Annotated in this window: 22 protein-coding genes; 11 read left to right on the plus strand and 11 right to left on the minus strand. The window is 44.5% G+C overall.

Translation table 11 applies throughout. The features are described 5' to 3' along the window. Positions 1 to 39: 39 nt before the first annotated feature. The 4 genes from dnaE to cysE all read left to right on the plus strand — a co-directional run bounded on the left by dnaE (position 40) and on the right by cysE (position 6,203). A complete protein-coding gene (gene dnaE, locus H9653_RS08710) occupies positions 40 to 3,753 on the plus strand; it encodes a DNA polymerase III subunit alpha (RefSeq protein ID WP_191691928.1) in 3,714 nt (1,237 codons plus the stop codon). Between the two features lie 56 nt (positions 3,754 to 3,809). Next, positions 3,810 to 4,187: an Hpt domain-containing protein gene (locus H9653_RS08715; RefSeq protein ID WP_225211687.1), complete on the plus strand. Its 378-nt coding sequence runs from the start codon at positions 3,810 to 3,812 to the stop codon at positions 4,185 to 4,187. Positions 4,188 to 4,213: 26 nt separating this feature from the next. Further along, positions 4,214 to 5,086 carry an RNA methyltransferase gene (locus tag H9653_RS08720; RefSeq protein WP_068406936.1) on the plus strand — a complete coding sequence of 291 codons (873 nt, stop codon included), beginning with the start codon at positions 4,214 to 4,216 and terminating at the stop codon, positions 5,084 to 5,086. Positions 5,087 to 5,330: 244 nt separating this feature from the next. Beyond that, entirely contained in the window at positions 5,331 to 6,203 is an 873-nt protein-coding gene (cysE, locus tag H9653_RS08725) for a serine O-acetyltransferase (RefSeq protein ID WP_238060413.1), read from the plus strand. Positions 6,204 to 6,451: 248 nt separating this feature from the next. Here cysE and H9653_RS08730 read toward each other — a convergent pair whose 3' ends face one another. Then, entirely contained in the window at positions 6,452 to 6,994 is a 543-nt protein-coding gene (locus tag H9653_RS08730) for a DUF924 family protein (RefSeq protein WP_068406896.1), read from the minus strand. 149 nt (positions 6,995 to 7,143) lie between these two features. Between H9653_RS08730 and H9653_RS08735 the strand changes: the two genes are divergently transcribed. After that, positions 7,144 to 7,878, plus strand: coding sequence for a glucose 1-dehydrogenase (locus tag H9653_RS08735; protein WP_102076770.1), 735 nt, complete (start codon positions 7,144 to 7,146; stop codon positions 7,876 to 7,878). 142 nt (positions 7,879 to 8,020) lie between these two features. Here the strand turns inward: H9653_RS08735 and H9653_RS08740 are convergent, their stop codons facing one another. From H9653_RS08740 to pheA, 6 genes are all read right to left on the minus strand, one after another. Continuing rightward, entirely contained in the window at positions 8,021 to 8,572 is a 552-nt protein-coding gene (locus H9653_RS08740) for a 2-amino-4-hydroxy-6-hydroxymethyldihydropteridine diphosphokinase (protein WP_068406901.1), read from the minus strand. 4 nt (positions 8,573 to 8,576) lie between these two features. Next, positions 8,577 to 8,981: a dihydroneopterin aldolase gene (gene folB / locus H9653_RS08745; protein ID WP_102076768.1), complete on the minus strand. Its 405-nt coding sequence runs from the start codon at positions 8,979 to 8,981 to the stop codon at positions 8,577 to 8,579. A 41-nt stretch (positions 8,982 to 9,022) separates the two neighbouring features. Continuing rightward, on the minus strand, positions 9,023 to 9,976 hold the full coding sequence (gene rarD, locus H9653_RS08750) for an EamA family transporter RarD (RefSeq protein ID WP_068406937.1): 954 nt from the start codon (positions 9,974 to 9,976) through the stop codon (positions 9,023 to 9,025). Positions 9,977 to 10,259: 283 nt separating this feature from the next. Next, on the minus strand, positions 10,260 to 12,578 hold the full coding sequence (locus H9653_RS08755; protein ID WP_191691938.1) for a bifunctional prephenate dehydrogenase/3-phosphoshikimate 1-carboxyvinyltransferase: 2,319 nt from the start codon (positions 12,576 to 12,578) through the stop codon (positions 10,260 to 10,262). 194 nt (positions 12,579 to 12,772) lie between these two features. Further along, positions 12,773 to 13,915, minus strand: a complete 1,143-nt coding sequence (hisC, locus tag H9653_RS08760) for a histidinol-phosphate transaminase (RefSeq protein WP_068406909.1) — start codon at positions 13,913 to 13,915, stop codon at positions 12,773 to 12,775. 75 nt (positions 13,916 to 13,990) lie between these two features. Then, positions 13,991 to 15,172, minus strand: a complete 1,182-nt coding sequence (pheA, locus tag H9653_RS08765) for a prephenate dehydratase (protein ID WP_191691930.1) — start codon at positions 15,170 to 15,172, stop codon at positions 13,991 to 13,993. Positions 15,173 to 15,733: 561 nt separating this feature from the next. On the opposite strand from pheA, the gene H9653_RS08770 reads away from it, so the two are divergent. Together H9653_RS08770 and H9653_RS08775 are read left to right on the plus strand one after the other, a co-directional pair. Next, complete coding sequence (locus tag H9653_RS08770; protein WP_068406916.1) at positions 15,734 to 16,675, plus strand: transaldolase; 942 nt, start codon at positions 15,734 to 15,736, stop codon at positions 16,673 to 16,675. Positions 16,676 to 16,826: 151 nt separating this feature from the next. Further along, on the plus strand, positions 16,827 to 17,336 hold the full coding sequence (locus H9653_RS08775; protein ID WP_102076767.1) for a hypothetical protein: 510 nt from the start codon (positions 16,827 to 16,829) through the stop codon (positions 17,334 to 17,336). A gap of 94 nt (positions 17,337 to 17,430) precedes the next feature. On the opposite strand, the gene H9653_RS08780 is transcribed toward H9653_RS08775, so the two are convergent. Then, a complete protein-coding gene (locus tag H9653_RS08780; protein ID WP_068406921.1) occupies positions 17,431 to 18,006 on the minus strand; it encodes an adenine phosphoribosyltransferase in 576 nt (191 codons plus the stop codon). 403 nt (positions 18,007 to 18,409) lie between these two features. On the opposite strand from H9653_RS08780, the gene H9653_RS08785 reads away from it, so the two are divergent. Then, complete coding sequence (locus H9653_RS08785) at positions 18,410 to 18,574, plus strand: rubredoxin (RefSeq protein WP_068406924.1); 165 nt, start codon at positions 18,410 to 18,412, stop codon at positions 18,572 to 18,574. Between the two features lie 274 nt (positions 18,575 to 18,848). Then, positions 18,849 to 19,742: an alpha/beta fold hydrolase gene (locus tag H9653_RS08790; RefSeq protein WP_225211688.1), complete on the plus strand. Its 894-nt coding sequence runs from the start codon at positions 18,849 to 18,851 to the stop codon at positions 19,740 to 19,742. A 129-nt stretch (positions 19,743 to 19,871) separates the two neighbouring features. Here the strand turns inward: H9653_RS08790 and H9653_RS08795 are convergent, their stop codons facing one another. Continuing rightward, positions 19,872 to 20,831: a WG repeat-containing protein gene (locus H9653_RS08795; protein ID WP_369811335.1), complete on the minus strand. Its 960-nt coding sequence runs from the start codon at positions 20,829 to 20,831 to the stop codon at positions 19,872 to 19,874. 570 nt (positions 20,832 to 21,401) lie between these two features. Between H9653_RS08795 and H9653_RS08800 the strand changes: the two genes are divergently transcribed. Continuing rightward, a complete protein-coding gene (locus H9653_RS08800; protein WP_102076765.1) occupies positions 21,402 to 22,334 on the plus strand; it encodes a DMT family transporter in 933 nt (310 codons plus the stop codon). Between the two features lie 88 nt (positions 22,335 to 22,422). Here H9653_RS08800 and H9653_RS08805 read toward each other — a convergent pair whose 3' ends face one another. Further along, positions 22,423 to 23,841 (minus strand): solute carrier family 23 protein, encoded by a 1,419-nt coding sequence (locus tag H9653_RS08805; RefSeq protein WP_102076764.1) that lies wholly within the window; start codon positions 23,839 to 23,841, stop codon positions 22,423 to 22,425. Positions 23,842 to 24,392: 551 nt separating this feature from the next. Between H9653_RS08805 and H9653_RS08810 the strand changes: the two genes are divergently transcribed. Next, positions 24,393 to 25,826: an L-serine ammonia-lyase gene (locus H9653_RS08810; RefSeq protein WP_102076763.1), complete on the plus strand. Its 1,434-nt coding sequence runs from the start codon at positions 24,393 to 24,395 to the stop codon at positions 25,824 to 25,826. Positions 25,827 to 25,844: 18 nt separating this feature from the next. Here H9653_RS08810 and H9653_RS08815 read toward each other — a convergent pair. Beyond that, the coding region (locus H9653_RS08815) for an RNA-guided endonuclease InsQ/TnpB family protein (protein ID WP_191691932.1) at positions 25,845 to 26,552 on the minus strand (708 nt) is incomplete at its 5' end.

The following is a 26,552-nucleotide window of genomic DNA, read 5'->3' on the forward strand; positions in this document are numbered from 1 at the left end:
CAGCTTATTCCCTTTTGATTGCACCAGTAAGAGTCTTCTATGGCATTTGTACACCTTGGTATCCACAGCGAATATTCCATTACCGATTCTATCGTGCGTATCAAGCCGCTGATTAAAGCGGCAGCGGCGGACAATCAGAGTGCGCTGGCATTGACTGATTTATCCAACCTTTATGCGACGGTGAAATTTTATCGTGCCTGCTTAGGCGCGGGTATCAAGCCCATTATCGGCAGTGAAATCATTATGGATAATGAGGACACGCGCTTGGTGCTACTGGCGATGGACAATGAGGGTTATCAAAATATCACCCGTATCGTCTCGCTTGGCTTTACCGAGGGGCGCGCCGATGCTGCCAATCATGGGGTGCCAGTCGTTGAGCGTCGCCATGTTTTAGAGCACGCCGCTGGTGTCATCGTTTTATTTACCGAAAAATCCGATGTCGGTCAGGCATTGGTGAGTTCTATGCCAGAAAAAGCTGACGAGCTGCTGACAGAATGGCAAGCACAGTTTGGTGATCGCTTATATTTCGCTATCAAGCGCACCAATCGCTCGGGCGAAGACGCTTTTATAAAAGCGGCTATTCATGCCGGTGCCAAGCATCGTATTCCTATTATTGCTCACAACGATGTGCGCTTTTTAGAGCAAGATGATTTTGACGCTCACGAAGCGCGCGTTTGTATCGCAGGCTCGTATGTCCTTGCCGACCCCAATCGTCCACGGCTGTATTCAGATGAGCAGTATTTAAAAACCCAGCAGGAAATGACGGCGCTGTTTGCTGATATTCCGCAGGTCATTGATAATACCTTACGTTTAGCCACGCGCTGTAATGTGACCTTGACCCTTGGCATTAATGTCCTACCTGAATTTCCCGTGCCCGAAGGTGAAACGATTGAATCGTTTTTCCGCGCAGAATCAATACGCGGTCTTAATCATCGATTGGATAAGCTCTTTCCGATTGAAGCACGTACTGACAATTGGAGTGAATTTCGCCAAAAGTACGATGAGCGCTTAGAATATGAGCTTGAAGTTATCTTATCGATGGGCTTCCCAGGTTACTTCTTAATCGTCATGGACTTTATCCGCTGGGCAAAAGCCAACGGCGTACCGGTTGGACCCGGTCGTGGTTCTGGTGCTGGCTCTTTGGTCGCTTATGCGCTCAATATTACTGACCTCGACCCCATTCATTACGACTTACTCTTTGAGCGCTTCTTAAACCCCGAACGTGTCTCTATGCCCGATTTCGATATTGACTTTTGTATTGAAGGTCGTGACCGCGTGATTGATTATGTGGCACAAACCTATGGCCGTGAAGCGGTGTCGCAAATTATTACCTTTGGTACCATGGCAGCAAAAGCGGTGGTACGAGACGTGGCGCGGGTACAAAGCAAATCATACTTTTTGGCCAATAAAATCTCCAAATTGATTCCAAAAACCCCAGGAATTACGCTTAGCCAAGCACTTGAACAAGAGCCGCAGCTAAAAGACTTAATCTCCAACCCCGATAATATGGACTATGAAGATGCCATTGAGATTTGGGAAATGGCGATTAAACTCGAAGGCGTCTGTCGAAACGTTGGTAAGCATGCGGGTGGCGTCCTCATCGCTCCCCATAAAATTACTGACTTTAGCGCGATTTACTGTGATGACGAAGGTCACCGCGTCAGTCAGTTTGATAAAGACGACGTCGAAGCCGTTGGGCTGGTCAAGTTTGACTTTTTGGGTTTACGTAACTTAACGGTGATTAACGCCGCAGTAGAAAACATCAATCTGCGCCGCGCCCGCGAGGGCAAAGATGCCTTGGTGTTAGAGGACTTGCCTTTAGACGACAAAAAAGCCTATAAGCTGCTGCAAGAAGCCAAAACCACGGCTGTCTTTCAGTTAGAAAGTATGGGTATGAAAAAATATCTATCCAAATTACAACCAACCAATATCGAAGACGTCATTGCCATGTGTGCGCTCTATCGTCCGGGTCCACTCGATGCAGGCATGGTTGAGATGTATATCGACCGTAAGCATGGCCGCGAGGAAGTCATTTATGACCATCCTAACCTTGAGCCAATTTTAGAAAATACCAACGGCGTTATTGTCTATCAAGAACAGGTGATGCAAATCTCGCAGGTCATGGCAGGCTACAGCTTGGGCGGCGCTGATATGCTACGCCGCGCCATGGGTAAGAAAAAACCTGAGGAAATGGCCAAACAGCGCGATATTTTTGTCACGGGTGCGACCGCGCAAGGCATCGATGAAACGACATCGGGCGGCGTCTTTGACTTGATGGAAAAGTTTGCTGGCTACGGTTTTAACCGCTCGCATTCTGCTGCTTATGGCGTCCTTGCTTATCAGACGGCTTATTTAAAGCAGTACTACCCTGCCGAATTTATGGCGGCGGTACTCACCTCTGATATGAACAACACTGATAACGTGGTGTTCTTTATCAATGATTGCCGCGAAAACTTCGGTTTAACCGTCGTTAATCCATCGGTAAACCGTAGTGAGTGGCATTTTGTCGCCGATACGCCGACCAATATTATTTATGGCTTGGGTGCGATTAAAGGTGTTGGTGAAGGTGCGGTTGAGTCTATCGTTGAGGCGCGCCGACGTGAAGGACCGTTTAAAGATTTATACGACTTTTGCCGCCGCGTTGATATTAAAAAAGTCAATAAACGTACATTGGAAGCCTTAGTCAGTGCGGGCTGTTTTGATGATTTTGCCGCGACTTTACGACCAGACTTGCCAAGCGACGAAGCATACGAGATTCGCGGGGCGCTGATGAGTCAACTGCCAAGCGCCGTACAAGCTGCGGAACAAGACCGCCAAAACAATGAGCTTGGCATGATGGACTTGTTCGGTGAAATGGATGGCGTGGTCGCAGCGCCACCACTGATCATGACACCAGAGCTGATTTGGGGTGATAAACATCGTCTAAAAGCGGAAAAAAATACCTTAGGTTTATACTTAACTGGACATCCTATCGATGAATATCGCGATGAGCTTAAACGTTATACCTCCGGCGCTCGCCTCGATAAGCTGGCAGACACGGGTTATAACGGTAGCTGCTACTTTGCGGGTTTGATTATCGATATTGCCAATTTCGGTACGCGTAACGTCATCACTTTAGACGATGGCACCTCACGTCTAGAAGTCAGCTGTTATGCCGAGCGCTTTAACCGTGTAAAAGAGCAGTTGAAGATTGATGAAGTCGTCGTCATTAAAGGCAGTATCCGTGAGCGTGACGGGCGCATTTTTGCCCGTCTTGATAATGCCATGAGTATGGTTGATGCACGCCTGCGTTGGATGAAAAAAATTAGCATCAAAGTCCACGGTAGCGATATTAATCTGCTCACACGTATGCAGCCTTTGCTAAAATCCGCTCAAGCAGACATCATACCAGCGCCGCGCTTGTCTTATCACGATGAGCAGGACGAGAAAGGTAATAACGGCGGTGCAAACGGCGCTTACGATCCAGCGATGGGCGGCAGCTTATACGATGAAAACGGCAATGATTTATTGGCGCTAGAAAATGACATGCATCAAGATGCGCTGCAAAACGGCGGCTATGCTAATAATGCCCTTAGCAACACCGATGATTCTATTAATGATAACTGCTTGCCGCTTGGGCTGAGCATTTATGAAGAATACGGTATTGCCAATGTCGGGCTATCTGAGCATTGGCGCATCTACCCTAACGATGACAATTTGCAGCAATTAAAGAGCATGGTTAATGAAGACAATTTACATTTTCATTATAGCTAACACCTTTATAGTAGCTAAGCTGAGCCTTTAACTTTTAAAATATTGGACACATGATTATGACTGAACATCCTAACAATACAAATACGCAAAACGATGATGAGATTATCAATGACGAGCAATTTGATGACATGCGTGAGTTGTTAGAAGAGGACTTTGTTGATTTGATACAAGTGTTTTTTACCGACAGTCACGAGCGCATTGTCAAACTAAGACGCGCACAACAAGAAAAGGATAATGCCAACGGCTATGAGCTTGCGCATGCGCTAAAAGGTGCCAGTGCCAATTTGGGTGCGACTCAGTTAACTCGCCTTAGTAGCCAATTACAAGAAGCGTGCCGTGAGCGCCTTATTGGTGACCAAGCTGGTTTAGTTGAAGACGTCGCCGTAGCATTGCAACGGGTTGAACAAGAAATCAAACAAAGACTGGGGCTATAATGCGTAACGACTCTGCCTCAACTTTGATGCCATCGAAAAAATTAGCGCTCTCAACCGGCAGTCTTACGGTAAGCGATTATCTGTCTTCCTTACAAATTGTCATGGTCAATACCACTTTACCTGCCAATATTGGCTCAGCGGCGCGCGCCATGCACACCATGGGTCTATCGCGTCTGACCGTTGTTGACCCCAAGCTGCCCATTGATGAAATCAGTGTTTCGCACGCGGCAGGCGGTAGTGAATTATTAATGTCAGCCACCATAACGCCGACGTTAGAATCGGCGATAGCGGATTGCCAGCTGGTATTTGCGGCCAGCAGCCGTAGCCGTCACATGCCGCGTCCTGTGGTCACACCGACGCAAGCGGCCAACATCATGTTTGACTTTATCGATAAGCAAACTGCGCTTAATTTAGCAAATAATAGTGAAAGCCCGCAAGCTATTAGCAAGCCCAACATCGCTATCTTATTTGGTCGTGAAGACCGCGGTTTGACCAACGAAGAGCTGGCGTACGCCGATTATCATATTCAAATCGATGCCAATCCCGCTTATCCGGTGCTCAATGTTGCCTCTGCCGTACAGGTCATTGCCAGCTTTATCTTTGCTTATGCGCAAACCCATGCTCAAAACCCTGATGAAAGCTTAGACGATGTAAACCCAGTTCAGCCCATATTAGACGTGCATTTACGTCAACAATGGGATGAGCCGGCCATCACCCAGCAGCAACTACAACAGCTCGTTCAGCGTACCACCAACTTGATGGTTCAACGCGGCTTAGCAGACAGTGAACATTTAAAATCCTTGCCAGCGCGACTGTCGCGACTTGGCTCACGCGTGCAGCTGGATCAAAAAGAGTATCAGCTATTAAGCGCACTGATTGCTAAGCTTAGCAAACATTAGAAAAATGGTTTTATCATTACGTTTTTAGCGCCATTTAGCATTTATTTGCGGGACTTGTCTTTGAACAGATAGAAGCCTGAGCCACACAGATAAGACAACACTGTATTTTACAACTCAAAGCTGTTATAACTTTAAAAGATGTCATTGTGATTTTTCTGACACTATTTTCCTGACAGTATTTTTCTGACAATCGATAGGACGCTTTATGTCATTGCCAACCTCCTTGTTCAAATCGCTTGCCCGTATCAAAAAAGACCTACAAGAAGATGTCGAAGCGGTATTCAATCGCGACCCTGCTGCGCGTAATAGCCTAGAAGTCATCTTGACCTACCCTGGCATTCACGCCCTGATTTTACATCGCGGCGCGCATTGTCTTTGGCAAAATGAGCAAAAACTGGCGGCGCGCGCCGTTTCTTATGGCTCGCGTATCATCACTGGCATTGAGATTCATCCTGCCGCTAAAATCGGCAAGCGTTTTTTTATTGACCATGGCGTCGGCGTAGTGATTGGTGAAACGGCTGAGATTGGCAACGACGTTACCCTTTATCACGGCGTCACCCTTGGCGGCGTTTCATGGAATAATGGCAAACGTCATCCTACTTTAGAGGACGGAGTCATTGTCGGTGCTGGTGCCAAAGTATTAGGACCATTTACGGTTGGTAAAGGCGCTAAAATTGGCTCAAATGCGGTGGTGGTCAAACCCGTACCCGCAGGTGCAACGATGGTTGGTAGCGCCGCTCGTATGATTTCAGACCATCATGACGAAAAAGGCAATCCTATTACAACCAAAGTACAGGACGCCAAACAACAAGAAAAAGCCGCGCAAGCAGGTGCAACTGCTGACCAGCAAGAAACAGACCCTACTTCTAACACTGCACGAGCGACGGCGTTTCAGGCTTATGGGATTGACCCTTCTTCACAAGACCCAGTGGCTGAAGCCTTTGCTAAAATGCTCGAACATATCCAGCAGTCGGAAAATCGACTCGATCAACTACAAGCGGCCATGTGCAAGATAGACCCAAACTTTTGCAAAAAAGAATACGATAAACTGTGCTTAGAAGACTTAGATGTCATCGGTCGTGCTGATATGGATGCAGCTGGCACTGAGCAGAAGTAAATTGCTCGCTAGCTTGGAGATTAAATAAAAAGAGGCCAATTCAATTGGTCTCTTTTTATTTTAACCAATAGACAAATAGCGCTTTAACGACTAACTATCGTCAAAATATTCTAAAAACGCAACGGTATTGCTGATATCAATTTTTTGTAGCCTCTGTCTGCGCAGGCACAGCAAGCAAGAAAAATTGATATCAGCAGTGCGTGATGTCTCTATATTACTTTTCACTCACTATAGTTAACAGACAACATTTATAAAAATGACGAGTCAGGCTGGGTCAAAAACTCTATTTCCTCGCTACTCGACACCCGTCCTAAAATGTCATTACGATGCGGATAACGGCCAAATCGATCGATAATTACTTTGTGTTTGAGCTCAGCATCTATGCTGTCTGCATTGGTATATTGTTTAAATAACCTTTCTGCTTGCTGATGAATCAGTTTTGATTCACTGTGCATATAAGGCATCAATACAAACTTACGTTCATCAATCGTTTCAAACGCCTCTAATGCTCCGGCAGCCACCGCCTCTTGCGCAAGTACAAGGCACATCGCATCTTGGGCAAAAGCCGCTGGCGTATTACGGTAAATATTGCGCGAGAACTGGTCTAATATAATAATTTCTGCTAAGCGCCCTTGTATGCTGCTACGCCACGTATAAAACTCTGCCGCCGCTGCTTGCTCAAGTATATCGCTGTAGCGCTCTATTAATAACTTATCAAACGCTAAGTCTTTTTCAAAAAACTTCTCACTACCTGCCTCATTAAAACAAAAATCCAATATATCGTTGTACATCGTTTTCTCACTATCATGATTTAAAGCTATGCTTTAAAAACATTGTTTAAAAGATAAAATATGCAGTCAAGACTATATAACTGTTAATGAATATTTAGTCATTTTGTCTTATACTCTTTTATTATTCATAATTAAAAAAAGGCACTATCATGGCGCGTTTACAAGACAAAGTTATCATTATCACGGGCGCAGCTCAAGGCATGGGTGAAACTCATGCGCGTTTATGTATGGCGGAGGGTGCTAAAGTCGTCTTGACCGACATCAATTCTGATAAAGGCGACGCCTTGGCCGCCGAACTTGGCGCTGATGCGCTATTTATCAAACATGATGTCACCAATGAAGATGATTGGGAACAAGTCGTTAAAGAAACACAGGTAAAATTTGGTCAAATCGATGTCTTAGTAAATAACGCGGGTATTACCACGCACAAATCTATCTTGGATACTTCTTTGGAAGACTATCGCAAGATTTTAGAGATTAACCAAGTATCGGTCTTTTTAGGCATGAAAGCGGTTATTCCAACGATGAAAGCCGCTAAGCAAGGCTCTATCATCAATATATCATCGATTAACGGTTTGGTTGGCGGCGCTATCGGTTATACCGATTCTAAATTTGCGGTACGCGGTATGACTAAAGCGGCGGCATTAGAGTGCGCCCCTTATGGCATACGTGTGAACTCCATTCACCCAGGCGTCATCGCTACCCCGATGATTATGCAAGGCGATACCAAAGATGCAGTTGAAGCTTTTGCCAAAACCATTCCGATGAGACGTGTGGCTCAGCCCGAAGAAGTCAGCGGTATGGTGCTATTTTTAGCATCAGATGAATCGAGCTACTCAACAGGTTCAGAATTTATTATTGATGGTGGTTTGACGGCGCAGTAAGGATTTTTGCGCTAAACCATATGAATTAGATAAAAGCTGGGTAGTACCCGGCTTTCATTTTGAGATACTTGAAGGAAAATACTAAGGATTTAATAGCTTTGACTTATTCTTAATAACAGCTCAGCCACTGCATTTAACTTCTTTAAAGCCCACTCAAAATCAACTCTTCAACCCCTGCCCTTTCATGGGCCTTAAATGGATAACGATCTGCCATGATTATCCATTGCTCTGAATTTTTGACTATTTTTTTAGGCGCCAAATAATTGCTTAGGCTATTTTCTCTATCGTCTAATTTTATTAGTAAAATATCAATATCCATAGCGACTTTTTTTATAGGGTTTTTTATTGATTCAGAGCAACGCTGTCTACCGCAATCACTCTCAATTTTTTTAAAAGTCTGCTGCAACTGCTGCAGGGTCATGGCAGATGTAAGGGTTAAATAAACACACTGATTGGTATAGTCAGGTTTTGGTAGCTCAGGTGTCGCGGTAAAATCAGGATTTTGAAATGCCGTTGATAGCTGTATTTCACCTAAAGCCGCAAGCTGTTCTCGAGCGCGTGGTAAGTATTTCTCAGCTTGATAATTACTACCGAGGGCGAGCAGCACTGCCGATACAGAATGCGTTTGCAGCTGTTCAGGCGCGCACTGTTTTAAGTCTTCAAGATTCAAATCAGCCAATGCTCTATGTGTCATCAGATTAACTATCTTGGTTTACATTGGATTCGGCTATTGAGCCTTTGGCATAACGGGTGATCTGCACCCCAACCGCATCCGCTTGTTGAATAGCAGTTGGCTTGGCAACGCTGAGCGTTATTTTATGACAGTTATATTTTGCCAGTAGCTTATCAGCGATTTGACCAGCCAAATGCTCAAGCAGCTGCGCTTGAATGGCTTGGCACCATGCGCTCACATCATCGCAGACCGCTTTGTAATTGAGCGCATCATTAACATCGTCTGACACAGCCGCTTTACTAATATCCGTCTCAAGCGCTATGTCAATCAGGAGTGGCTGCGTAATAGCGCGCTCCCAGGCATAGACACCAATCACCGCCTCTACTGTTAAGCCTTTGACAAATACCACATCAGATTCGGTATGAAACATGCGCTTATCCTTATTTATTATACTTTTATTTTAAAACAATTTTACGATAACGCCTCGTCGCGCAGGCGCGCAGCTTTTAACGCTTTACTCGGACGATGGCGCCATAGGTCAATACTGAATAATAATAACCCAAGCCAAATCAAACCAAATACCGCCAGACGATGTAAATCAAAAGGCTCGTTATAATAGAATACCGCCAAGAAGAAAATAAAGGTCGGGGTCAGATAATTCATAAAACTTAGAATACTAAAAGCAACCATCTTAGTCGATTTATTAAACAACAATAATGGTATCAGCGTAATCGGACCTGCCAGCATCAGCAGCCAAATGTTTGAGGTAAACCAAAAACTTAACTGACTACTCACCACGTCAGCTTGCCAAAACCACCATAAACAGATCGGTACTAACATGGTGGTTTCTACAAACATGGCATCGACCGCCGTGAGCGGTGTTTGGCGCTGGATGGTGCCGTAAGTACTAAAACTAAAGGCTAAAATCAGCGATATCCATGGCAGGCTACCAATCATAACGACTTGAATCAGCACGGACAATAGCGCAAAACCAATAGCTACCCATTGCAAGGGGCGCAAACGCTCTTTAAACAAAATCATCGAGAGCGCCACGCCGACCAATGGTCCGATAAAATAACCCAAACTGGCCTCAAGAATGCGGTCGTGGTTGACCGCCCATACATAAGTAAGCCAGTTGGTGGCAATAATCAAACCCGATATAAAAGAAAATGCTATCCATCTCGGGTTTTGCTTTAGCGTATCAATCCATTGCCAGCGCTTGGTCAGCACCAATACGATAAGCAAGCAGGCAAAGGTCCATATAATGCGATGGCCGATAATCTCGGTCGCATCATAAGCAGCGAGCTGCTTAAAGTATAACGGAAATGCACCCCAAATAAAGAACGCTGTTAGCGCGGTGGCAATACCGCGTCTGGTGGTTTGAATAGGAGCAACGGGTTTTTTGACAACATTTTGAGTGGCCATAAGACGATACAACTTTTTAGAGCAAAGCGCGCCCTTACCTATTTTTAAACCATTATCAAATGATAAAAGTAAGAGCGCAGGGTTACTACGTAGAGGGTAGAAAGTAAAAAGCAATGCGTTGATACCAACTAAGTATCAACACATTGCTCACGACAACAACTATTATTAAATAAATTTTATAACAAGTTTAAAATTTAGCTTTTGGACTTTAACAGATTCAGAAGATAAAGCTTTAAATTTTAGAAGTTAATAATATTTTGTCAGGTAATTAACAACTTCAATATTAAGCCGCGCCATTATCGACCTTGATAGACATACCAATTTGATTGGCAAGCTCAGCAAATCCTGGGAAACTGGTATTGACGGTTTCAACGCCTTCAATGGTAATCTGCTTCGCTGCACGTAAGCTGGCAACCGCAAAACTCATGGCAATACGATGGTCATGATGCGAGGTAATATGTCCGCCGCCAAAGACAGGCTGGCTGTTATTCACTTCATTAACGTTACTGCCCTTACCTTCGATGCCTTTACCTTCAATAATCAGGCCATCTTCAGTCACCGTACAATCAATGCCTAGTGTTTGTAGACCGTCTGCCATCACGGCGATACGATCTGACTCTTTCACACGCAACTCTTTTGCACCGGTTAACACCGTACGACCTTGGGCACAGCTAGCAGCGATAAATAATACGGGAAACTCATCAATCGCTAAAGGTACTAAATATTCTGGAATCTCGATACCTTTTAGGCTTGAGCTGCGAATAGTAATGTCCGCCACTGGCTCGCCGCCGACATGGGTTTCATTGCTTAGGCTAATATCAGCATTCATCAATTTTAAAATATCAATGATACCCGTACGCGTCGGATTAATACCCACTTGCGTTAGGGTCAGCTCGCTGCCCTGACTGATAGCTGCGGCTACCATAAAGAAAGCCGCTGATGAGATATCAGCAGGAACGGCGATATCGCCGCCTGTAAGCGTACCGCCACCTTTGACGCTGACACGATTGCCATCAACCATCACAGGATAACTAAAGGCTGAGAGCATACGTTCGGTATGATCGCGGCTAACTTCAGGTTGAATAACGGTCGTGGTACCTTCTGCCCAAAGTCCCGCCAATAATAAGCAAGACTTAACCTGTGCAGAGGCAACTGGCATATCATATTCCATACCTTGGAGCGGCTCACCAACATTCGCTCGACCCGTAATGCTAAGCGGTGCGGTACCATTATGACCGGTACTTTGAATGACGGCTCCCATTTCACGTAATGGTGCGGCCACACGTTCCATCGGACGCTTATTTAGACTGGTATCGCCTGTCAATACACTATCAAATGACTGCGCTGCTAATATACCGGCAAGCAGGCGCATACTGGTGCCTGAGTTGCCCATATATAAGGGCGTTTTGCTTGGTTTTAGACCGTTCATACCGACGCCATGAATGGTTAATTTACCTTTATCAGGGCCTTCAATACTCACGCCCATATCACGAAATGCTTGCAAGGTAGCCAGCGCATCCTCTCCTTCCAAAAACCCTGTGACGTTGGTGACACCTGTGGCAAGGCTACCAAGCATGATACTGCGATGCGAGATAGATTTATCACCAGGAATAGTAATGGTGCCAGAGACGGTGTTGCTAGGAGTAATATTATAAGAAGCTGACATGGCAGAAGTATCCGTATAAGGGGTGCTGGCTAACATATGGCCAAAATGTCGCCGTGCGGCTTGCGCGCGGCCCAAAAGCCCCATGAGGGCGGTCGAATCTTTATCAATGATAAGCTGGCGCATATTCTGTAGATAAACGCCATACTCGTCAAGAGCGCTTATAATCGCGCTTTGGTTGGCAAAAAATATATCATGCCACATTTTAGGGTCGCTGGCGGCAATACGGCTAAAGTCGCGAAAACCGCCTGCGGCATAGCGAAACATATCTAAATTGTCATCATGACTTGCCAGCTGTTCAACCAAATTAAACGCCAGCAAATGCGGCAGATGACTGGTATGTGCCAATATTGCGTCATGACGTTCAGCCGCCATCGGCATGACCGTCGCACCAACTGCTTCCCATAACTGACGAAGCTTAGCAACAGCGTTATCATTGGTCGTTGGCAGCTCACAGATAATCACGCTATGATTGACAAATAGAGTGGCGCGCCTGGCATGATAGCCTGAATTTTCCGCTCCAGCAATCGGATGCGCAGGGACAAACCCCGTTGGTAGCGAGCTAAAGACCGCTTTTGCCGCCTCAATGATATTAACCTTGGTACTACAGACATCAGTAATGAGGCAATCAGCAGCAAGCTGTCCATGATCCATCGCGGTTTTGATATCGACAAACACAGCCTTTACCGCTTGCACTGGCACGGCGATGACAATTAAGTCGCTGCCCGATACCACTTCACTTAAGACGGCACTACCCGCATCTAGCAAACCATGTTGCATGGCTTCATCGATGCTTGGTGCATGTCGATCAACCGCCACCAAGCGCGCACTTAAACCAAGGTCTTTGATGGCTTGGGCAAGACTCGCGCCAATCAGCCCGAGACCGATAACACAGACTTGCTCAAATAATGGCGGCTGAGTATGTATAGACGATTGCATATGATTGTTTTGGTTGGTTATGGGTTGATTGCTTAAGTTTCGATTACTTATATTTTGATTGCTAAGGTTGTTTTGCTGGCGACTCACGGCGTTTCTCTTTCAACAAACCAGCATCAGTAGGCATAAAGCATGCTGATATTGGCGTCGTAAAATTGATTTATTTTTTGATTAAAATACGGATAACTACTTTTTTATTAATCTTCAGTCAGTATTGAGCGCAAGGTATCAATCAGGCGCATATTATCTTCTGCAACCCCTACCGTAATACGCAGCCAATTGAGCAAACCATAACCTGCTAATGGACGCACTATCACGCCTTGCTCTAGCAGTGCTTGATAAATGGCAGCCGCGTTTATGTCTTCCATCTCAACTTCTATTTCAACCATGATAAAGTTGGCATGCGACTTAATAAACCCTAGCCCCAAGGCATCAAACTGCTTTTCTAACCAGCGCATTTGCTCTTGGTTATTAAGTCTTGTTTTTTCAATAAAGTCTTGGTCTGCAAGCGCAGCATTGGCAGCAGCTAAAGCGACTCTACTAACGTTAAAGGGCTGACGAATGCGATTGAGTAAATCGGCGACAGCGACTGAGCTTAGCGCATAACCAACACGCAAACCTGCTAGCCCATAGGCTTTTGAAAAAGTACGTACAATAACCACATTCTCAAATTCATCGAGCAGCGCTCTATTATTACTCTCAGGACTATATTCGATATAGGCTTCATCTAGTACCACCAACACTGAGCTTGGCACACTAGCCACAAATGCACGTAACTCTTGCTGCGTAAGCTGCGTACCCGTTGGGTTATTAGGATTGGCGATAAAGACCATTTTGCTATTAGGATTGTCCGCTACCGCCTGACTCATCGCCTTTAAATCATGACCAAAACGATTGGCTGGCACTTCCACGCCTTTTGCGCCTTGCATTTTGGCCAGCATCGGATAAACGATAAAAGCATACTGACTATAAATAATCGCATCATCGACGCCAGCAAAACTACGCGCTAAGATATCAAGCAAATCATCAGAGCCATTACCTAAAGTAATCTGGTCGACACCAACATCGTTAAAGTCAGCAAGTGCTTGTTTGAGATAATAACCATTGCCATCAGGATAACGTGCCAGCTGACCCAGTTGCTCGGTAATCGCAAGCGTGACATGCGGTGAGCAGCCCAGTGGATTTTCATTACTAGCAAGCTTGACCACATCTGAGACACCGTACTCGCGTGTCAACTCTTCAACCGGCTTGCCCGTCTGATAAGGCATTAGCTCTAAAATACTGTCATAGGCCGGCACTAGCGGTGATAAATTTGACTCTGTCGACTGTGATGACTGCATGATTTATCCTTGGATGTGATAAGGCATTTACTGTTGATGAATCCCTACTGTTAAAACCATTCTATTAAGCCAGCTTTATAGCACGGCTTTTGGATAAGAACCTAAAATGCGCAAATCTTTGACCAATGGACGGATATCAGCAATTGCTGCACTCACATTTGCGTCTTCGATGTGGCCATCCATATCGATAAAGAACACGTAAGCCCATTTATTTGGACGTTCAGGACGCGTCTCGATACTGGTCATCGACACGCCATGATAAGACAAGGGCTTTAAGATTTCGATCAGGGCGCCTGCTTTATCATGCGCTGAAACCATAATTGAAGTTTTATCTTGACCCGATGGCGCAATCGCCTCGTGACCGATAATTAGGAAACGCGTGGTATTGCTAGGATTGTCTTCGATGTTTGAATACAGCTTATGTAAATCGTACTCTGCCGCTGCCACATCACCGGCGATTGCCGCTGAATGCCATTCGTTTTTGAGACGGCGGGCCGCTTCACCATTGCTCGATACCGCCACACGCTCAACATTTGGGAAATTAACATCGAGCCAATGGCGGCACTGCGCCAATGACTGCTGATGTGAGTAGATACGGCTTAAGCCATCAATTTTGGTGTGTTCAGCAACCAAGAAGTTTTGATGAATAGGCAACTCAACTTCACCGATTATCTTTAAGCTAGAAGATAAGAAGCCATCTAAGGTATGGTTAACCACGCCCTCTGACGAGTTTTCAACTGGTACCACGCCATACATTGCTGTGCCTGCTTCAACTTCTCGGAAGACGTCAGTAATAGTATTTAGCGGCACGGTATCGGCGGCTTTACCAAAATGCTTTAAAGCGGCGGCATGGGTAAAGGTGCCGATAGGGCCTAAGAACGCAATACGCTGCGGTGCTTCCAAATCAAGGCAGACTGACATGATTTCGCGGAACAAACGCGCCATTTTTTCATCGGCGATGGGCCCAGTATTACGTTCCATCACCGCCTTTAACACTTGCGCTTCACGCTCAGGACGATAAAAAATAGGATTGGTTTTTTCGGCATCAGGACTATTGGCAACGTGGTCTTTTTTTACCGTCGCTACTTGCTGCGCCAATTTGGCACGGTTATTAATGAGCGTTTGAATTTCGCAGTCAACTGCATCAATACTTTGGCGCAATGTGTTTAAAAACGCTTTATCAGTTGCAGCCCCATCAACACTTGCAGGGGTTTGGTTTAGATTGTCTACATTTTGCTCTGGTGACTGCTCACTCATTACCGCCCATCCTTTTTCTAATATTATTGCTAAAGTTATTGCTAAAGTTTATGACTGTTGTCTATTAGCTAGGTAACCTGCTTATTTTAATAACCCCACTCTCAACTTATTTTTCTAAGGTTATTGGTTTACTTAGTTTTTAAAATTTCAGTTAAAACAATTAGAATTTTAAATTCTATAAAAATCAAAAGCCTACGATAAGTTGAGATTGGCGTTTTAATAATAAATGCTCGCTTAGTTCTCATGTTTAGCGAGCCAAACAGTGGATCGGCTCTACTATAGCAAAAACTATCGACAGTGCCCATTCGTAAATACGCGCAAATAAGCAATTTGCCATAAATCTTAGCACAGTTATGCACGATAAACGCTATACCCTATAAAACTATCAGGCTACAACCGTCCAAATATATGATACAGTTTAAAGATAGCCGTTAAATTCACCATACCGCCATGATAAATCGCTTTATCAATGAAAACTCATAAGCAACTAACTGAAATAACCAATCTAAATAACACGGCTAAATAAAAACATCAAAACGTAAATTAATCATAGGATATCTGATGAGCGCATTACAACAGCTTCGCACCATGACCACTATTGTCGCTGATACGGGCGACCTTGCCGCCATTGCGCGTCTAAAACCCATCGATGCCACGACCAATCCAAGCCTTATTACCAAAGCGCTGATTCATCCGGACAATGAAGCGCTGATGTCAGAAACCATGAGTCGCCATCGCGGTGATGTCGATGCAGTGATTGATGAATTAACCGTTCAAATCGGCTGTAATATTTTGGCATTGATTGAAGGTCGCGTTTCAACCGAAGTCGATGCACGCTTATCTTATGACACTCAAGCCACCATTGATAAAGCGCTCAGCTTTATGGAAGCCTACCAAAAAGCAGGTATTGATTCAGAGCGCGTATTGATTAAGATGGCCGCAACCTGGCAAGGTATTGAAGCGGCGCGTTACCTTGAAACTCAGGGAATTCACTGCAACTTGACGTTATTATTCGGTCAACATCAAGCGATTGCTTGTGCCGATGCGGGCGTTACCCTAATCTCGCCTTTTGTTGGACGTATTTTAGACTGGCAAAAACGTCAGCAAAACCGCCAAAATGTCCCTGCTTCAGATGATATGGGTGTGCAATCGGTCAAGCTTATTTACCAATACTACAAACAACATGGCTATAAGACCCAAGTGATGGGCGCAAGTTTCCGCTCGACCGAGCAAATATTAGCACTAGCTGGCTGTGATCTATTGACCATCGCGCCCAATCTGATTGATGAGCTGGCAGCCATGGATGTCGAAGTGACACGCCAACTGTCACCAAGTATGTCAATGGATTTGCCCGACATGGCGAAGGTCAGCTTAACCCATGACGAGTTCAGTGCCGCTTATCAGCAAGATATCGTCACCCAAGACTTATTACCCAAGGGTATCGATGGCTTTATCGGTGCGCGTGATGAGCTTGCGCAAATGCTCGCGGCGATGCGAGATTAACTGCGATATTTATATATTTTATGCGTTTGCCTGCTAATCACGAGTGCTGAGATTGTCTCAGTATGAACCCCTTGTCATAAAAGTAATTTGCCTGCTTCTATCAAGTTGGCTATGATAAGCGACTTTATATAACAACAAGCAAGGCTCGATTATGAAACGGCTAGCAGTGATATTAGCAGGTAGTACGCTTGCAATGAGTGGCTATGCGGCAAACTGGTTAGAGGTCTCAAAAAGCCAAACTGGCTCTGTTTTTAGCTTGGATGTGGATTCTATCGAACGCTCAGACATTCATATTATTGATGAAAAAGAGGTCGAAAACATTACCGTCTCTATTCGTAGAACCTATCCTGCGCCAAAGGATAGCGCAAAAGACGCTAAAGAAAATGAAGCGAAAGCAAAAGAGAATAAAGACAAAGCCGCTAATAAAACAGTGAAAGAAACCAGCATTCATCATAGCGACCAACAATGGCTTATCTCATGTAAGGATGCAAGCTATTATCGTCGCGCTTATGTCAACTATGCTGCTGACGATAAAGTGTTAAAATCTTGGCAATCCGATAAACCGATACTGACAACCAAAGACTTTAAGCTGACCAAACCAAAAACGATTAGCCGCTTGCTCGTCGAACAGGCGTGTAAAAGTTATCAGCAAGACAAGTAACGCAGGTCAAGACGAACCAACAAAGTACATGCCATTAAAAAGCGCGCTGAACTATTAATTCAGCGCGCTTTTTATTATGCTAAAAACCATTTCTCTAAGCTTTTAAAACCGTATAAACAGGTACAGGAAACTCGCCATGCAGAGCAACCAAATCTAACAATACCAAGGCGCCAACTACCGTATGCTGTGCAGATTTACAAAGCTCATAAGCGGTCATCAGCGTGCCGCCTGTCGCCAATATATCGTCGACCAATAATACCCGCTCAGGCGGCAAATTATTTTGCATCTCAAGCGTGTCTTTGCCGTATTCTAACGCATAAGCTTTATTGGCAACCGGTGGCGGTAATTTACCGGGTTTACGCAGCAAAATCATGCCTTTACCCAAACGTCCCGCCAGCAAACTGGCAAATACAAATCCACGCGCCTCTACGGCGCCTAAGCAATCCACTTCATCAAGCAAACCTTTAGGCAAAGCCGCTAACATCTCATCAATCACCGCATTGATATGACTGCGTAGTAACGGTGTAATATCATAGAAATCGATACCAACTTTTGGGAAGTCTGGTACTGTGCGAATGATTTGCCAAAATGGATGGTCAGTATTGAGCGTATTAGATGAATCGGTTGTGGTCTTAACTTCAGCTGATGTAACGGCGGCATTCGCGCTCATAGTAACCCTTAACTTATAAAACTTAAATAATGATATGACGGTGGTAAATGAGGTAGGTGATAAATGAGATGACAATCGCTAAAAATAGCGGCGATAATTATAGCATAATCAGCTTTATCGTGGCGGCAAAATCGGCAATGACAGCCCTGCTAAAACCTTGAAAGTGACGCATAGGCACTTGATAAAAGCTGGTGAATCTCAATATACAAGTGTAAACTTAACTATGAAAATAACCGCTATATGCTAAACTACGTGCGTTTTTACACGCTAAATGTTGGCTAGAATACTTAATAATTGCTTTAAAAATGCCGATTAATTTAGTTAACGCCACTGGTAATAGCAAAAACGCTGGTAAAAGAAACATTAGTAATCGTAAAACTGGAAATAATCGATAGGACTATTTATGAAACGTTATGAATGTATTGTCTGCGGTTGGATATACGACGAAGAGCTTGGCTGCCCAGAAGAAGGCATCGCGCCTGGTACCAAATGGGAAGACATTCCAGACGACTGGACGTGCCCAGAATGCGGCGTTGGCAAGCTTGATTTTGAGATGCTCGAATTTTAAGCCAACGACCATCTAAATAGGATACTTCATGACAGAATCAAACCCCACCAATCACACAAACGCGTCTGTAAATTCAGAAGAAACCGACAATGCTTTAGTGCTTAATGACAAAATGACCAATGATACAGTGCTTAGCTCTTCACCATCTAATTCTTCAGCACTTAGCGCTGCGACAATCGACACTCCAACAATCGATTACCCGACGCCTGAATGGCAAAAGTTTGGCGATCATGCTTGGTATCCGTCTGATTTGAGCGAACATCTTTATCAAGCAATGATAGATATTGGTGATGGCATTGAGCTGTGCGTTGAAGCCGGTGGTGATCCCAAGAATCCGCCATTGCTTATGATTATGGGGCTGGGCTCACAAATGATCTTCTGGCCCGACAATTTTATCAAACGCTTTATCGATGCTGGGTTTTTTGTGATTCGTTTTGACAATCGTGATATCGGCTTGTCATCTAAAGTACAGATTGATGGCTTGCCGCGTATCAGTCAATTGAAAATGATGATGCGCTTGCAAACGGGTCTGTCAAATAAAGGCGCACCGGTTGCTTATAATTTGACCGACATGGCAGAAGATACGGCACGTTTAATCAAAGCCTTAAAACTTGGTAAAACGCATCTGCTTGGCGCTTCTATGGGCGGTATGATCGCTCAAATCGTCGCCGCGCGTTATCCAAGTTTGGTGCAACGTATGGCGTTGATGTTTACCACCACCAATCGAGCGTTTTTAAAACCGCCGAAACCTAAGCAGTTATATACCCTTATCAATCGTCCTGAGAGCCACTCTGAGCGCGATATCGTCCGTCATAGCGTCTGGTTTATGAAAACCGTTGGTACGCCAGGACACGTCAATGTGCGCATGGTACGTGACATTGCTAAGATACGTTATCAGCGTAATTTCCATCCACTTGGTACGGTACAACAGCTCAATGCCATCTTAGCTTCTGGCTCGATTAGCAAATATAGCAAACAAGTTAAAGCACCGACGATTGTGCTGCATGGCAGCGCTGATGGCCTATTACCCGCCTCGCAAGGACGGGTGGTTGCAAAGACCATACCCAATGCAACTTTTCATTTAATCGAAGGCATGGCACACGATATTCCCGAATACTATCAGCCTTATATGGTCGATTTGATTAGTAAGCACTTGCTAGAAAAATAACCATTTAAGTTTAATGCTAGTCCGTCTCAAGCAAAAAAAGAGTGTCAGAACGATGAATGATCTATCGCTCTGACACTCTTTTTTTTACCGGCAAATTTAAGCGTGATATTAAATGATAAGTCTTAAGTATTAATCACAAGCAATGCTGTCACCCTCTTTATCAATACACATTTTATTGCCGTTTTCTAAATTGCCAATCCAAGCTTTGCCATTTGTAAATACAAATGCAGGTTGGTCTTTATAATAATCACTCACACTCACAGTGCTATTATCAAAGCGAAAAGGAATCACCAACTCGCCGCCTAAATTGACAAAGCCCCATTCATTATCGATACGCACGCCCGCCAAGCCTTCAGAAAATGGTCGCACTTCATCGAAAGAATAGGTAATCATAGAGATGTTATTCTCATCAACAAAGCCCCATCTGCCGTCTTGTTGACGCGGCTGCAAGGTGGTAAAACCACGAGACGGTTCTAGCTTCTGCGATTCTTTGGCATTACTGCTATTATTCTTGATGTTATTAGCAGCGGCACTCTTCGCTGTTTGACTAGCAGCACTACTATTTGGGTCAGATATAGGTTTACCATTTTTATCCAACCAGTTGATGGCTTGATTTTTACGTACTCGCGTCATGCCGCTACGATAATCGTCAATGTCACTAATTGCAGCGGCAAATGGCACGATGGTTTTATTGCCCGTATCGACAACCCCATAATGACCGTTTTGCTTGACCACAATCCGATTTTCAGAGACGGGACGCGCCCAATTTTGTCCTTCTTTGAGCATATCGTACACCGCAGGGATCACCTCGCGACCTTGCATATTGACATAGCCCACCCGACCATTGCGCAGCACTGGTAACAAGCCACCCGATATTTTATCGGCATCTACTTTTTGATAACGGGTTAAATCAAGCACACTTTTGCCTTGCTTATCAATCAAGGCAACTGGTGCACCGAAATCTTTTATCGCTAAGAAATAGCCACTACTAGAGGTACAAGAGACATTTTTATAATAGCTTTTGGGTATTTTGCAGCTGGCGGCTTGTGCATTTGACATCCCAAAAAACGTAGCAGCTATGGCGCTCATGACAAATAGACGCGCAATGAAACTGCGACGTGGCAGCAGTGTAGATAAGAAGTCTATTTGTCGTTTCGATATAGAACGTTGCAGCATAAGCAAACCTAGGCTAAAAGTAATAGAAGCACTGTGAATATATGGGGAGTTCATTGTAAAAACGATATAGCGGAACTGTCATAGATTTTTTGAAGCCTCTGGAGAGCGAAGCGCACAGCAAGCGAAGAAAATTTACGACAGTTTCGCACAAAAATATCATGTCTCTATTTTATATAAAATTCACTATATTAAGTTAAGTATTTGAAGAGTATCACTATTTTAAAACAGGATGTGCTTCAAAATACAAATAGATGATAGAATAACAAATGGCAGCTTGTGCGCCAATGCTATTGCTGTAAGAAGGTGACCGCTTTATTTATCTATGGTGAGTGATAAGTCATTATAAAATAAATTGCACCAAAGCATTCCAATTCAAGAGCAAAACACTGACAATATGGCCTGTCTATACAAATCAACTCTTTAGCAAACCACACTTAAAAAGCATTTTAAAAAAGTAACATAGTAATGAGATAAGGATATTGCATGGCTATCGCCTCTTCACGCTCCGCCGCTACTGGCTTGGTCATTGGTTGCGTTATTTTTGGTTTGGGCAGCTTAATTGTCGCCCATGTCGATATCGGTGGCTGGGCAATGTCATTTTGGCGACTGGCTATTTCTGGCGTGGTGTTTGCTATATTGGCTAAAATGACAGGGCAACGACTTCCGCGCTCAAAGCGTGCTGTTTTTTACGGTCTATTATCAGGCGCGTTTTTAGGACTCGATTTGGCACTATGGCATGAGAGTATTTATGCGGTCGGTCCCGGTATCTCAACCTTGCTTAATAGCTTGCAGATTTTCTTTTTGGCGGCCATTGGCTTTTTATACTTTAATGAGCGGCAATCTATTTTGCAGCTCATCAGTTTATTTTTAGCCATGCTAGGCGTGGCAATGATAGGTAGCCCTGAGTTTGCGCAAAATACCGCTGCGACTTGGGGGTTTGTCACGGGCATCGTCTCAGGTGCCATGCTTGCCGCGTCCATGACCTTTATCCGTAAAACCCATGATACTGAGCCAACGCCGATATTTATGCTGATGCAGCTGGTGAGTATCGGCGGCGTCATAGCAATGATTCTGCCGATGTTTATCTTTGATATGGGTAATATTTTGCCCAGTACTTGGTCTGAGATTGGTTGGATATTGATTTATGGCACGGTGATGCAATGCTTGGCGTGGGGGCTTATCGCCTACTCGATTCCTAAGCTGTCTTTAGCATTGACAGGGCTGCTCTTATTAACCGAGCCCATTGCGGCCTTGGTGATTGATTATAGCTGGCTTGATAAACCGATTAATACGCTGCAATGGAGCGGCGCGCTACTGACGATGTTTGCCATTTATTTAGGGTCGTTAAAACCTAAGCCACGCGCACTACGCCGTTATCGTTTTTTTGCCAGATTCTATAAACGAAATTATAAATAAAGCGGTAATGAATAAAAGCCACAATAAGTAAAAGCCACAATACTTATTGTGGCTTTTTTTACGATGAACAAATCAATCTTTTTGACGGTTAATCTTTTTGTCGATTAAATAAAGCATTTAGCACAATAGCCGTTAAAGTAGCCGTTCCGATACCGCCCAAATCAAAGCCGCCTAGATGCAAGCTAAAATTACCCGTACCCATAATAACGGTGACCGCGGCAATGATTAAATTGCTGTTTTTGCTAAAATCGATATGATTGTCTATCCAAATTTTTGCCCCTGCAATCGCAATCAAACCAAATACCACAATAGATGCGCCGCCCAATAAAGCCGCCGGTATCGTTTGAATAATTGCGCCAAACTTTGGTGATAACCCAAGCAAGATAGCCACCAGACCTGCTACCACAAAAATCGTCGTGCTATATACTTTGGTCACAGCCATGACACCGATGTTTTCTGCATAAGTGGTCACACCTGTACCACCAAAACCCGCTGAAAACGTCGTTGCTAAACCATCAGCAAAAAATGCCCGACCCATATAAGGCGTTACTCGTGCTTTAGTCATACCTTCGACCGCTTTAAAGTGCCCTAAGTTTTCGGCCACTAAAATAAAGGCAACAGGCGCAATTAATATAATCGCACTCATCTCAAAATGCGGCGTATGAATACTTGGCAGACCAAACCATGATGCTGCTGATACACTAGTAAAGTCAATCGGAACGCCATAACCGAGCACATTGGTCATAAAGAAATAAGCGATATAAGACAATATCAAGCCAACCAACAGCAGCAAACGGCGCAGCATACCGCGGGTAAATACCGCCACCCCACTGATAAACAATACCGTCAGCGTAGCCATCCATGCATCAAACTGGTTGGCAGATACCCCTTGAATGGTCACTGGTGCTAAATTCAAACCAATAATCATCACAATGGCACCGGTAACAATGGGCGGCATCAAACGCTCAATCCAGCCTGTACCCGTCTTCATGACCAATAGACCTATCAGCGCATAAATGATGCCGCATGCCATGATACCGCCCAAGGCGACATTCAAATTGTCATTAAATCCCACGCCTGCATAAGCCGTCACCGCAATAACCGGCCCAATAAAGGCAAAGCTTGAGCCCAAATAACTAGGCATACGCCCACCGGTAATCATAAAAAACATCACCGTACAAATACCGGACATCAAAATGGCTAAATTGGGGTCAAAGCCCATTAATAATGGCGCCAGCACCGTCGCCCCAAACATCGCAAAAGTATGCTGCACACCTAATAACACGCTCTTTGCTGGCGGCAAATACTCATTGATACCGACCGGATCACGATCCAAATCACCGCCATACGGACGCCACGTTGGAAACCAACGACCATTATCAAAGTCTGGATTGTGCGGATAACTCGTCGCAGCTGCATCAATACCAGCCGCTTCTAATGCATTGTGCGAAGCAGATTCTTGGGTGCTATTTTCGGGGTTTGGAGAATGAGGTTCGGGAGTTGTCATGCGCTGTCCTATTTGAGCTGAGAGAATATTAGTCAGCTAAAAAACTGTGAGAAATACAACTATGAGAATACAGATATGAATTCAGTCAAAACGATAACAACTAAGTCATGCCAATCATCAACAACTATAGAGGAATTAAAAAACGATAACAGCAGGAAAGTCATTTACTTTGACCAAATGCAGACCGTCAAATAGGTTCTATTAAAAGTAGTTTAAGGATTTCTGCGACGTTGTTCACTATATAGTGTTAGCAAGATTACAGGATGTTACACAGGTAATGGCTGCGAGCATGATAACGGAGTTCTATGATAAATAAAAGTTATTATTCAGCAGGCCTCTGTACGCCTATACTGGGAGACATTTATAGATAATATCCCATGTTTTTTAAATACTCACATTTATTAAAGTGTGCATTTAAATAAATGCCTGCTCTTGTCATTGTGCTGTATTTATCAAGGCTTTGGGGGCCGTTATCTATTATCTTTTTTCACACCAGTACTTAAGCCTATTTATCACATACGCTGATGCACTGTCAATTTATTGGTATTTATATGATTAGTGTTTTCGACTTATTTAAAATTGGTATTGGACCGTCGAGCTCTCATACGGTCGGGCCCATGGTGGCGGCCAATTTATTTTTGACGTCATTGCTTAAGCAAAGCCCATTAACGACGATTAAAAATATTGAAATCGAGCTTTATGGCTCTTTGGCCGCTACCGGTAAAGGACATGCAACCGATACGGCGATATATTTGGGTTTACTTGGACATACGCCGAGTACCATTGATACTCGCTTGACTGGCGAATATCTAGCGCCTATTTTTGCTGATAAACAGCTTAATTTATCAGGCAAACATATTATCGACTTCGATAGCGAGCGCGATATGTATTGGTACGATGATACGGTATTGCCTTATCATCCTAATGCCTTGACCATCCGCGCGTTATTGGCCGATGGTAGCAAGTACCAGCAAACCTATTATTCGGTTGGTGGCGGTTTCGTTATCAACGAAGATGACGCAAACAATCCCGATGAGGATCATGCCAGCCCAACGATTGATATCGTTCCCTACCCTTTTAATACTGCCGCAGAGTTGCTTGAACAATGCCGTGAGCATGGGTTAAGTATCAGTGAGCTGGTACTCGCTAACGAATGTCACTATCGCAATCAAGCAGATATCTTTAGCTATTTAGATACGATTTGGGAGGTGATGCAGGACTGTGTGACTCAAGGTTGTAAAAACAGTGGCATTTTACCGGGCGGACTTGATGTTAAACGCCGCGCTCACGATTTACATAATCAACTATGCGCTGAAAAAGACTTGCCTATCGCCAAAACCGATAAGCTTGCAGCGATGGATTGGGTTGATTTGTATGCACTTGCCGTCAATGAAGAAAATGCCAATGGCGGTAAAGTTGTCACAGCACCGACCAATGGTGCGGCGGGTATTATTCCTGCGGTCTTGCACTATTATCGTGACTTTTTACCCAATTATAACCAAGATGGCGTCCGTAAGTTTTTATTAAATGCCACCGCCATTGGCAGCTTAATTAAACAAAACGCTTCTATCTCTGGGGCTGAAGTGGGCTGTCAGGGCGAAGTCGGTTCAGCCTGTGCCATGGCAGGTTCGGCATTGGCAGAGATTATGGATGGCTCGCCAGCGCAATGTTTGAATGCCGCCGAGATTGGTATCGAGCATAATTTAGGTCTGACTTGTGACCCGATTGGCGGCTTGGTACAAGTCCCTTGTATTGAGCGCAATGCGATGGGCGCGGTAAAAGCCATTAACGCCGCTCGTCTTGCCTGCCGCGGCAATGGTCAGCACTTTGTCTCATTGGATAAAGCCATTGAAACCATGAAGCAGACAGGCGCGGATATGTCTGATAAATATAAAGAAACCGCTCGCGGTGGTCTTGCTATTTATGCTGATAACCGCATCCCCACTGCTACCCGCGGCGTTAGTGTCAATTACAGTCAATGTTAATTTGACTTCCTCTCCTCCCTAAAGTGAGGGGATTCCTACTACTAGACGCTCAAGCCCGAGCGCAAGAATATTCTTTGCCGCATTAATATCACGGTCATGAGTGACACCGCACTCGCAAAGCCATTCTCTTATTCCAAGACCCGTCCTACCTTTCGGACTGTTTTGGCGTGAGCCACAACACGAACAAGTTTGGGTGGTGTAACTTTCATTCACCTCAACATAGTGACAACCTGCGTTCTCGCATTTGTAGGTCAGTTGCCGCTTAATCTCAAACCAACCTGCGTCATAGACGGACTTGGCTAGCTTGGTTGAGGTAAATGATGTTGATTGAAGTTTGCCAATGATGATTATTTTATTAGTCTTGGCAAGGTTGGTGGTAAATTTATGAATCAAGTCTTGGCGTGTATGTTTAATCTTGGCGTGAATCGCCTTAACTCTTTGTTTGTTTTTAGACCGCTGAGCAATGCCTAGTTTTTTAGCGTATTGCTGGGTGACTTTGGTTTTTAGTACCTCACCATTACTTGTTGTTGCTGAGTCCATGCAGCCTAAATCAATACCTACTTGTTCAGTGCCACAAGTTGTTTTTGGAAACTCTTTAACGGTAACGCAGGCATACCAGTGGCCGCGACTGTCTTGCACAAGCTCACAAGTGTTGATGGTGTAGAGTGCTAGATTATAGCTATCCCACACGTCGATGGTCAGCTTCTTGCCTTTAGCCAGGCTAAA

Origin of the sequence: Psychrobacter communis (assembly GCF_014836505.1) — a bacterium.
GTDB classification, from domain to species: Bacteria; Pseudomonadota; Gammaproteobacteria; order Pseudomonadales; family Moraxellaceae; genus Psychrobacter; species Psychrobacter faecalis.

What these genes read in the sequence shown, in the direction of transcription:
- H9653_RS08790 (WP_225211688.1), top strand. Translation starts at nt 18,849, where the DNA reads ATGATAGATATTGGTGATGGCATTGAGCTGTGCGTTGAAGCCGGTGGT.
- hisC (WP_068406909.1), bottom strand. Translation starts at nt 13,915, where the DNA reads ATGCAGTCATCACAGTCGACAGAGTCAAATTTATCACCGCTAGTGCCG.
- H9653_RS08715 (WP_225211687.1), top strand. Translation starts at nt 3,810, where the DNA reads ATGACTGAACATCCTAACAATACAAATACGCAAAACGATGATGAGATT.
- H9653_RS08780 (WP_068406921.1), bottom strand. Translation starts at nt 18,006, where the DNA reads ATGAGCGCGAATGCCGCCGTTACATCAGCTGAAGTTAAGACCACAACC.
- H9653_RS08810 (WP_102076763.1), top strand. Translation starts at nt 24,393, where the DNA reads ATGATTAGTGTTTTCGACTTATTTAAAATTGGTATTGGACCGTCGAGC.
- H9653_RS08775 (WP_102076767.1), top strand. Translation starts at nt 16,827, where the DNA reads ATGAAACGGCTAGCAGTGATATTAGCAGGTAGTACGCTTGCAATGAGT.
- rarD (WP_068406937.1), bottom strand. Translation starts at nt 9,976, where the DNA reads ATGGCCACTCAAAATGTTGTCAAAAAACCCGTTGCTCCTATTCAAACC.
- pheA (WP_191691930.1), bottom strand. Translation starts at nt 15,172, where the DNA reads ATGAGTGAGCAGTCACCAGAGCAAAATGTAGACAATCTAAACCAAACC.
- folB (WP_102076768.1), bottom strand. Translation starts at nt 8,981, where the DNA reads ATGTTTCATACCGAATCTGATGTGGTATTTGTCAAAGGCTTAACAGTA.
- H9653_RS08740 (WP_068406901.1), bottom strand. Translation starts at nt 8,572, where the DNA reads ATGACACATAGAGCATTGGCTGATTTGAATCTTGAAGACTTAAAACAG.
- H9653_RS08795 (WP_369811335.1), bottom strand. Translation starts at nt 20,831, where the DNA reads ATGAGCGCCATAGCTGCTACGTTTTTTGGGATGTCAAATGCACAAGCC.
- dnaE (WP_191691928.1), top strand. Translation starts at nt 40, where the DNA reads ATGGCATTTGTACACCTTGGTATCCACAGCGAATATTCCATTACCGAT.
- H9653_RS08785 (WP_068406924.1), top strand. Translation starts at nt 18,410, where the DNA reads ATGAAACGTTATGAATGTATTGTCTGCGGTTGGATATACGACGAAGAG.
- H9653_RS08770 (WP_068406916.1), top strand. Translation starts at nt 15,734, where the DNA reads ATGAGCGCATTACAACAGCTTCGCACCATGACCACTATTGTCGCTGAT.
- H9653_RS08755 (WP_191691938.1), bottom strand. Translation starts at nt 12,578, where the DNA reads ATGCAATCGTCTATACATACTCAGCCGCCATTATTTGAGCAAGTCTGT.
- H9653_RS08720 (WP_068406936.1), top strand. Translation starts at nt 4,214, where the DNA reads ATGCCATCGAAAAAATTAGCGCTCTCAACCGGCAGTCTTACGGTAAGC.
- H9653_RS08805 (WP_102076764.1), bottom strand. Translation starts at nt 23,841, where the DNA reads ATGACAACTCCCGAACCTCATTCTCCAAACCCCGAAAATAGCACCCAA.
- H9653_RS08730 (WP_068406896.1), bottom strand. Translation starts at nt 6,994, where the DNA reads ATGTACAACGATATATTGGATTTTTGTTTTAATGAGGCAGGTAGTGAG.
- H9653_RS08800 (WP_102076765.1), top strand. Translation starts at nt 21,402, where the DNA reads ATGGCTATCGCCTCTTCACGCTCCGCCGCTACTGGCTTGGTCATTGGT.
- H9653_RS08735 (WP_102076770.1), top strand. Translation starts at nt 7,144, where the DNA reads ATGGCGCGTTTACAAGACAAAGTTATCATTATCACGGGCGCAGCTCAA.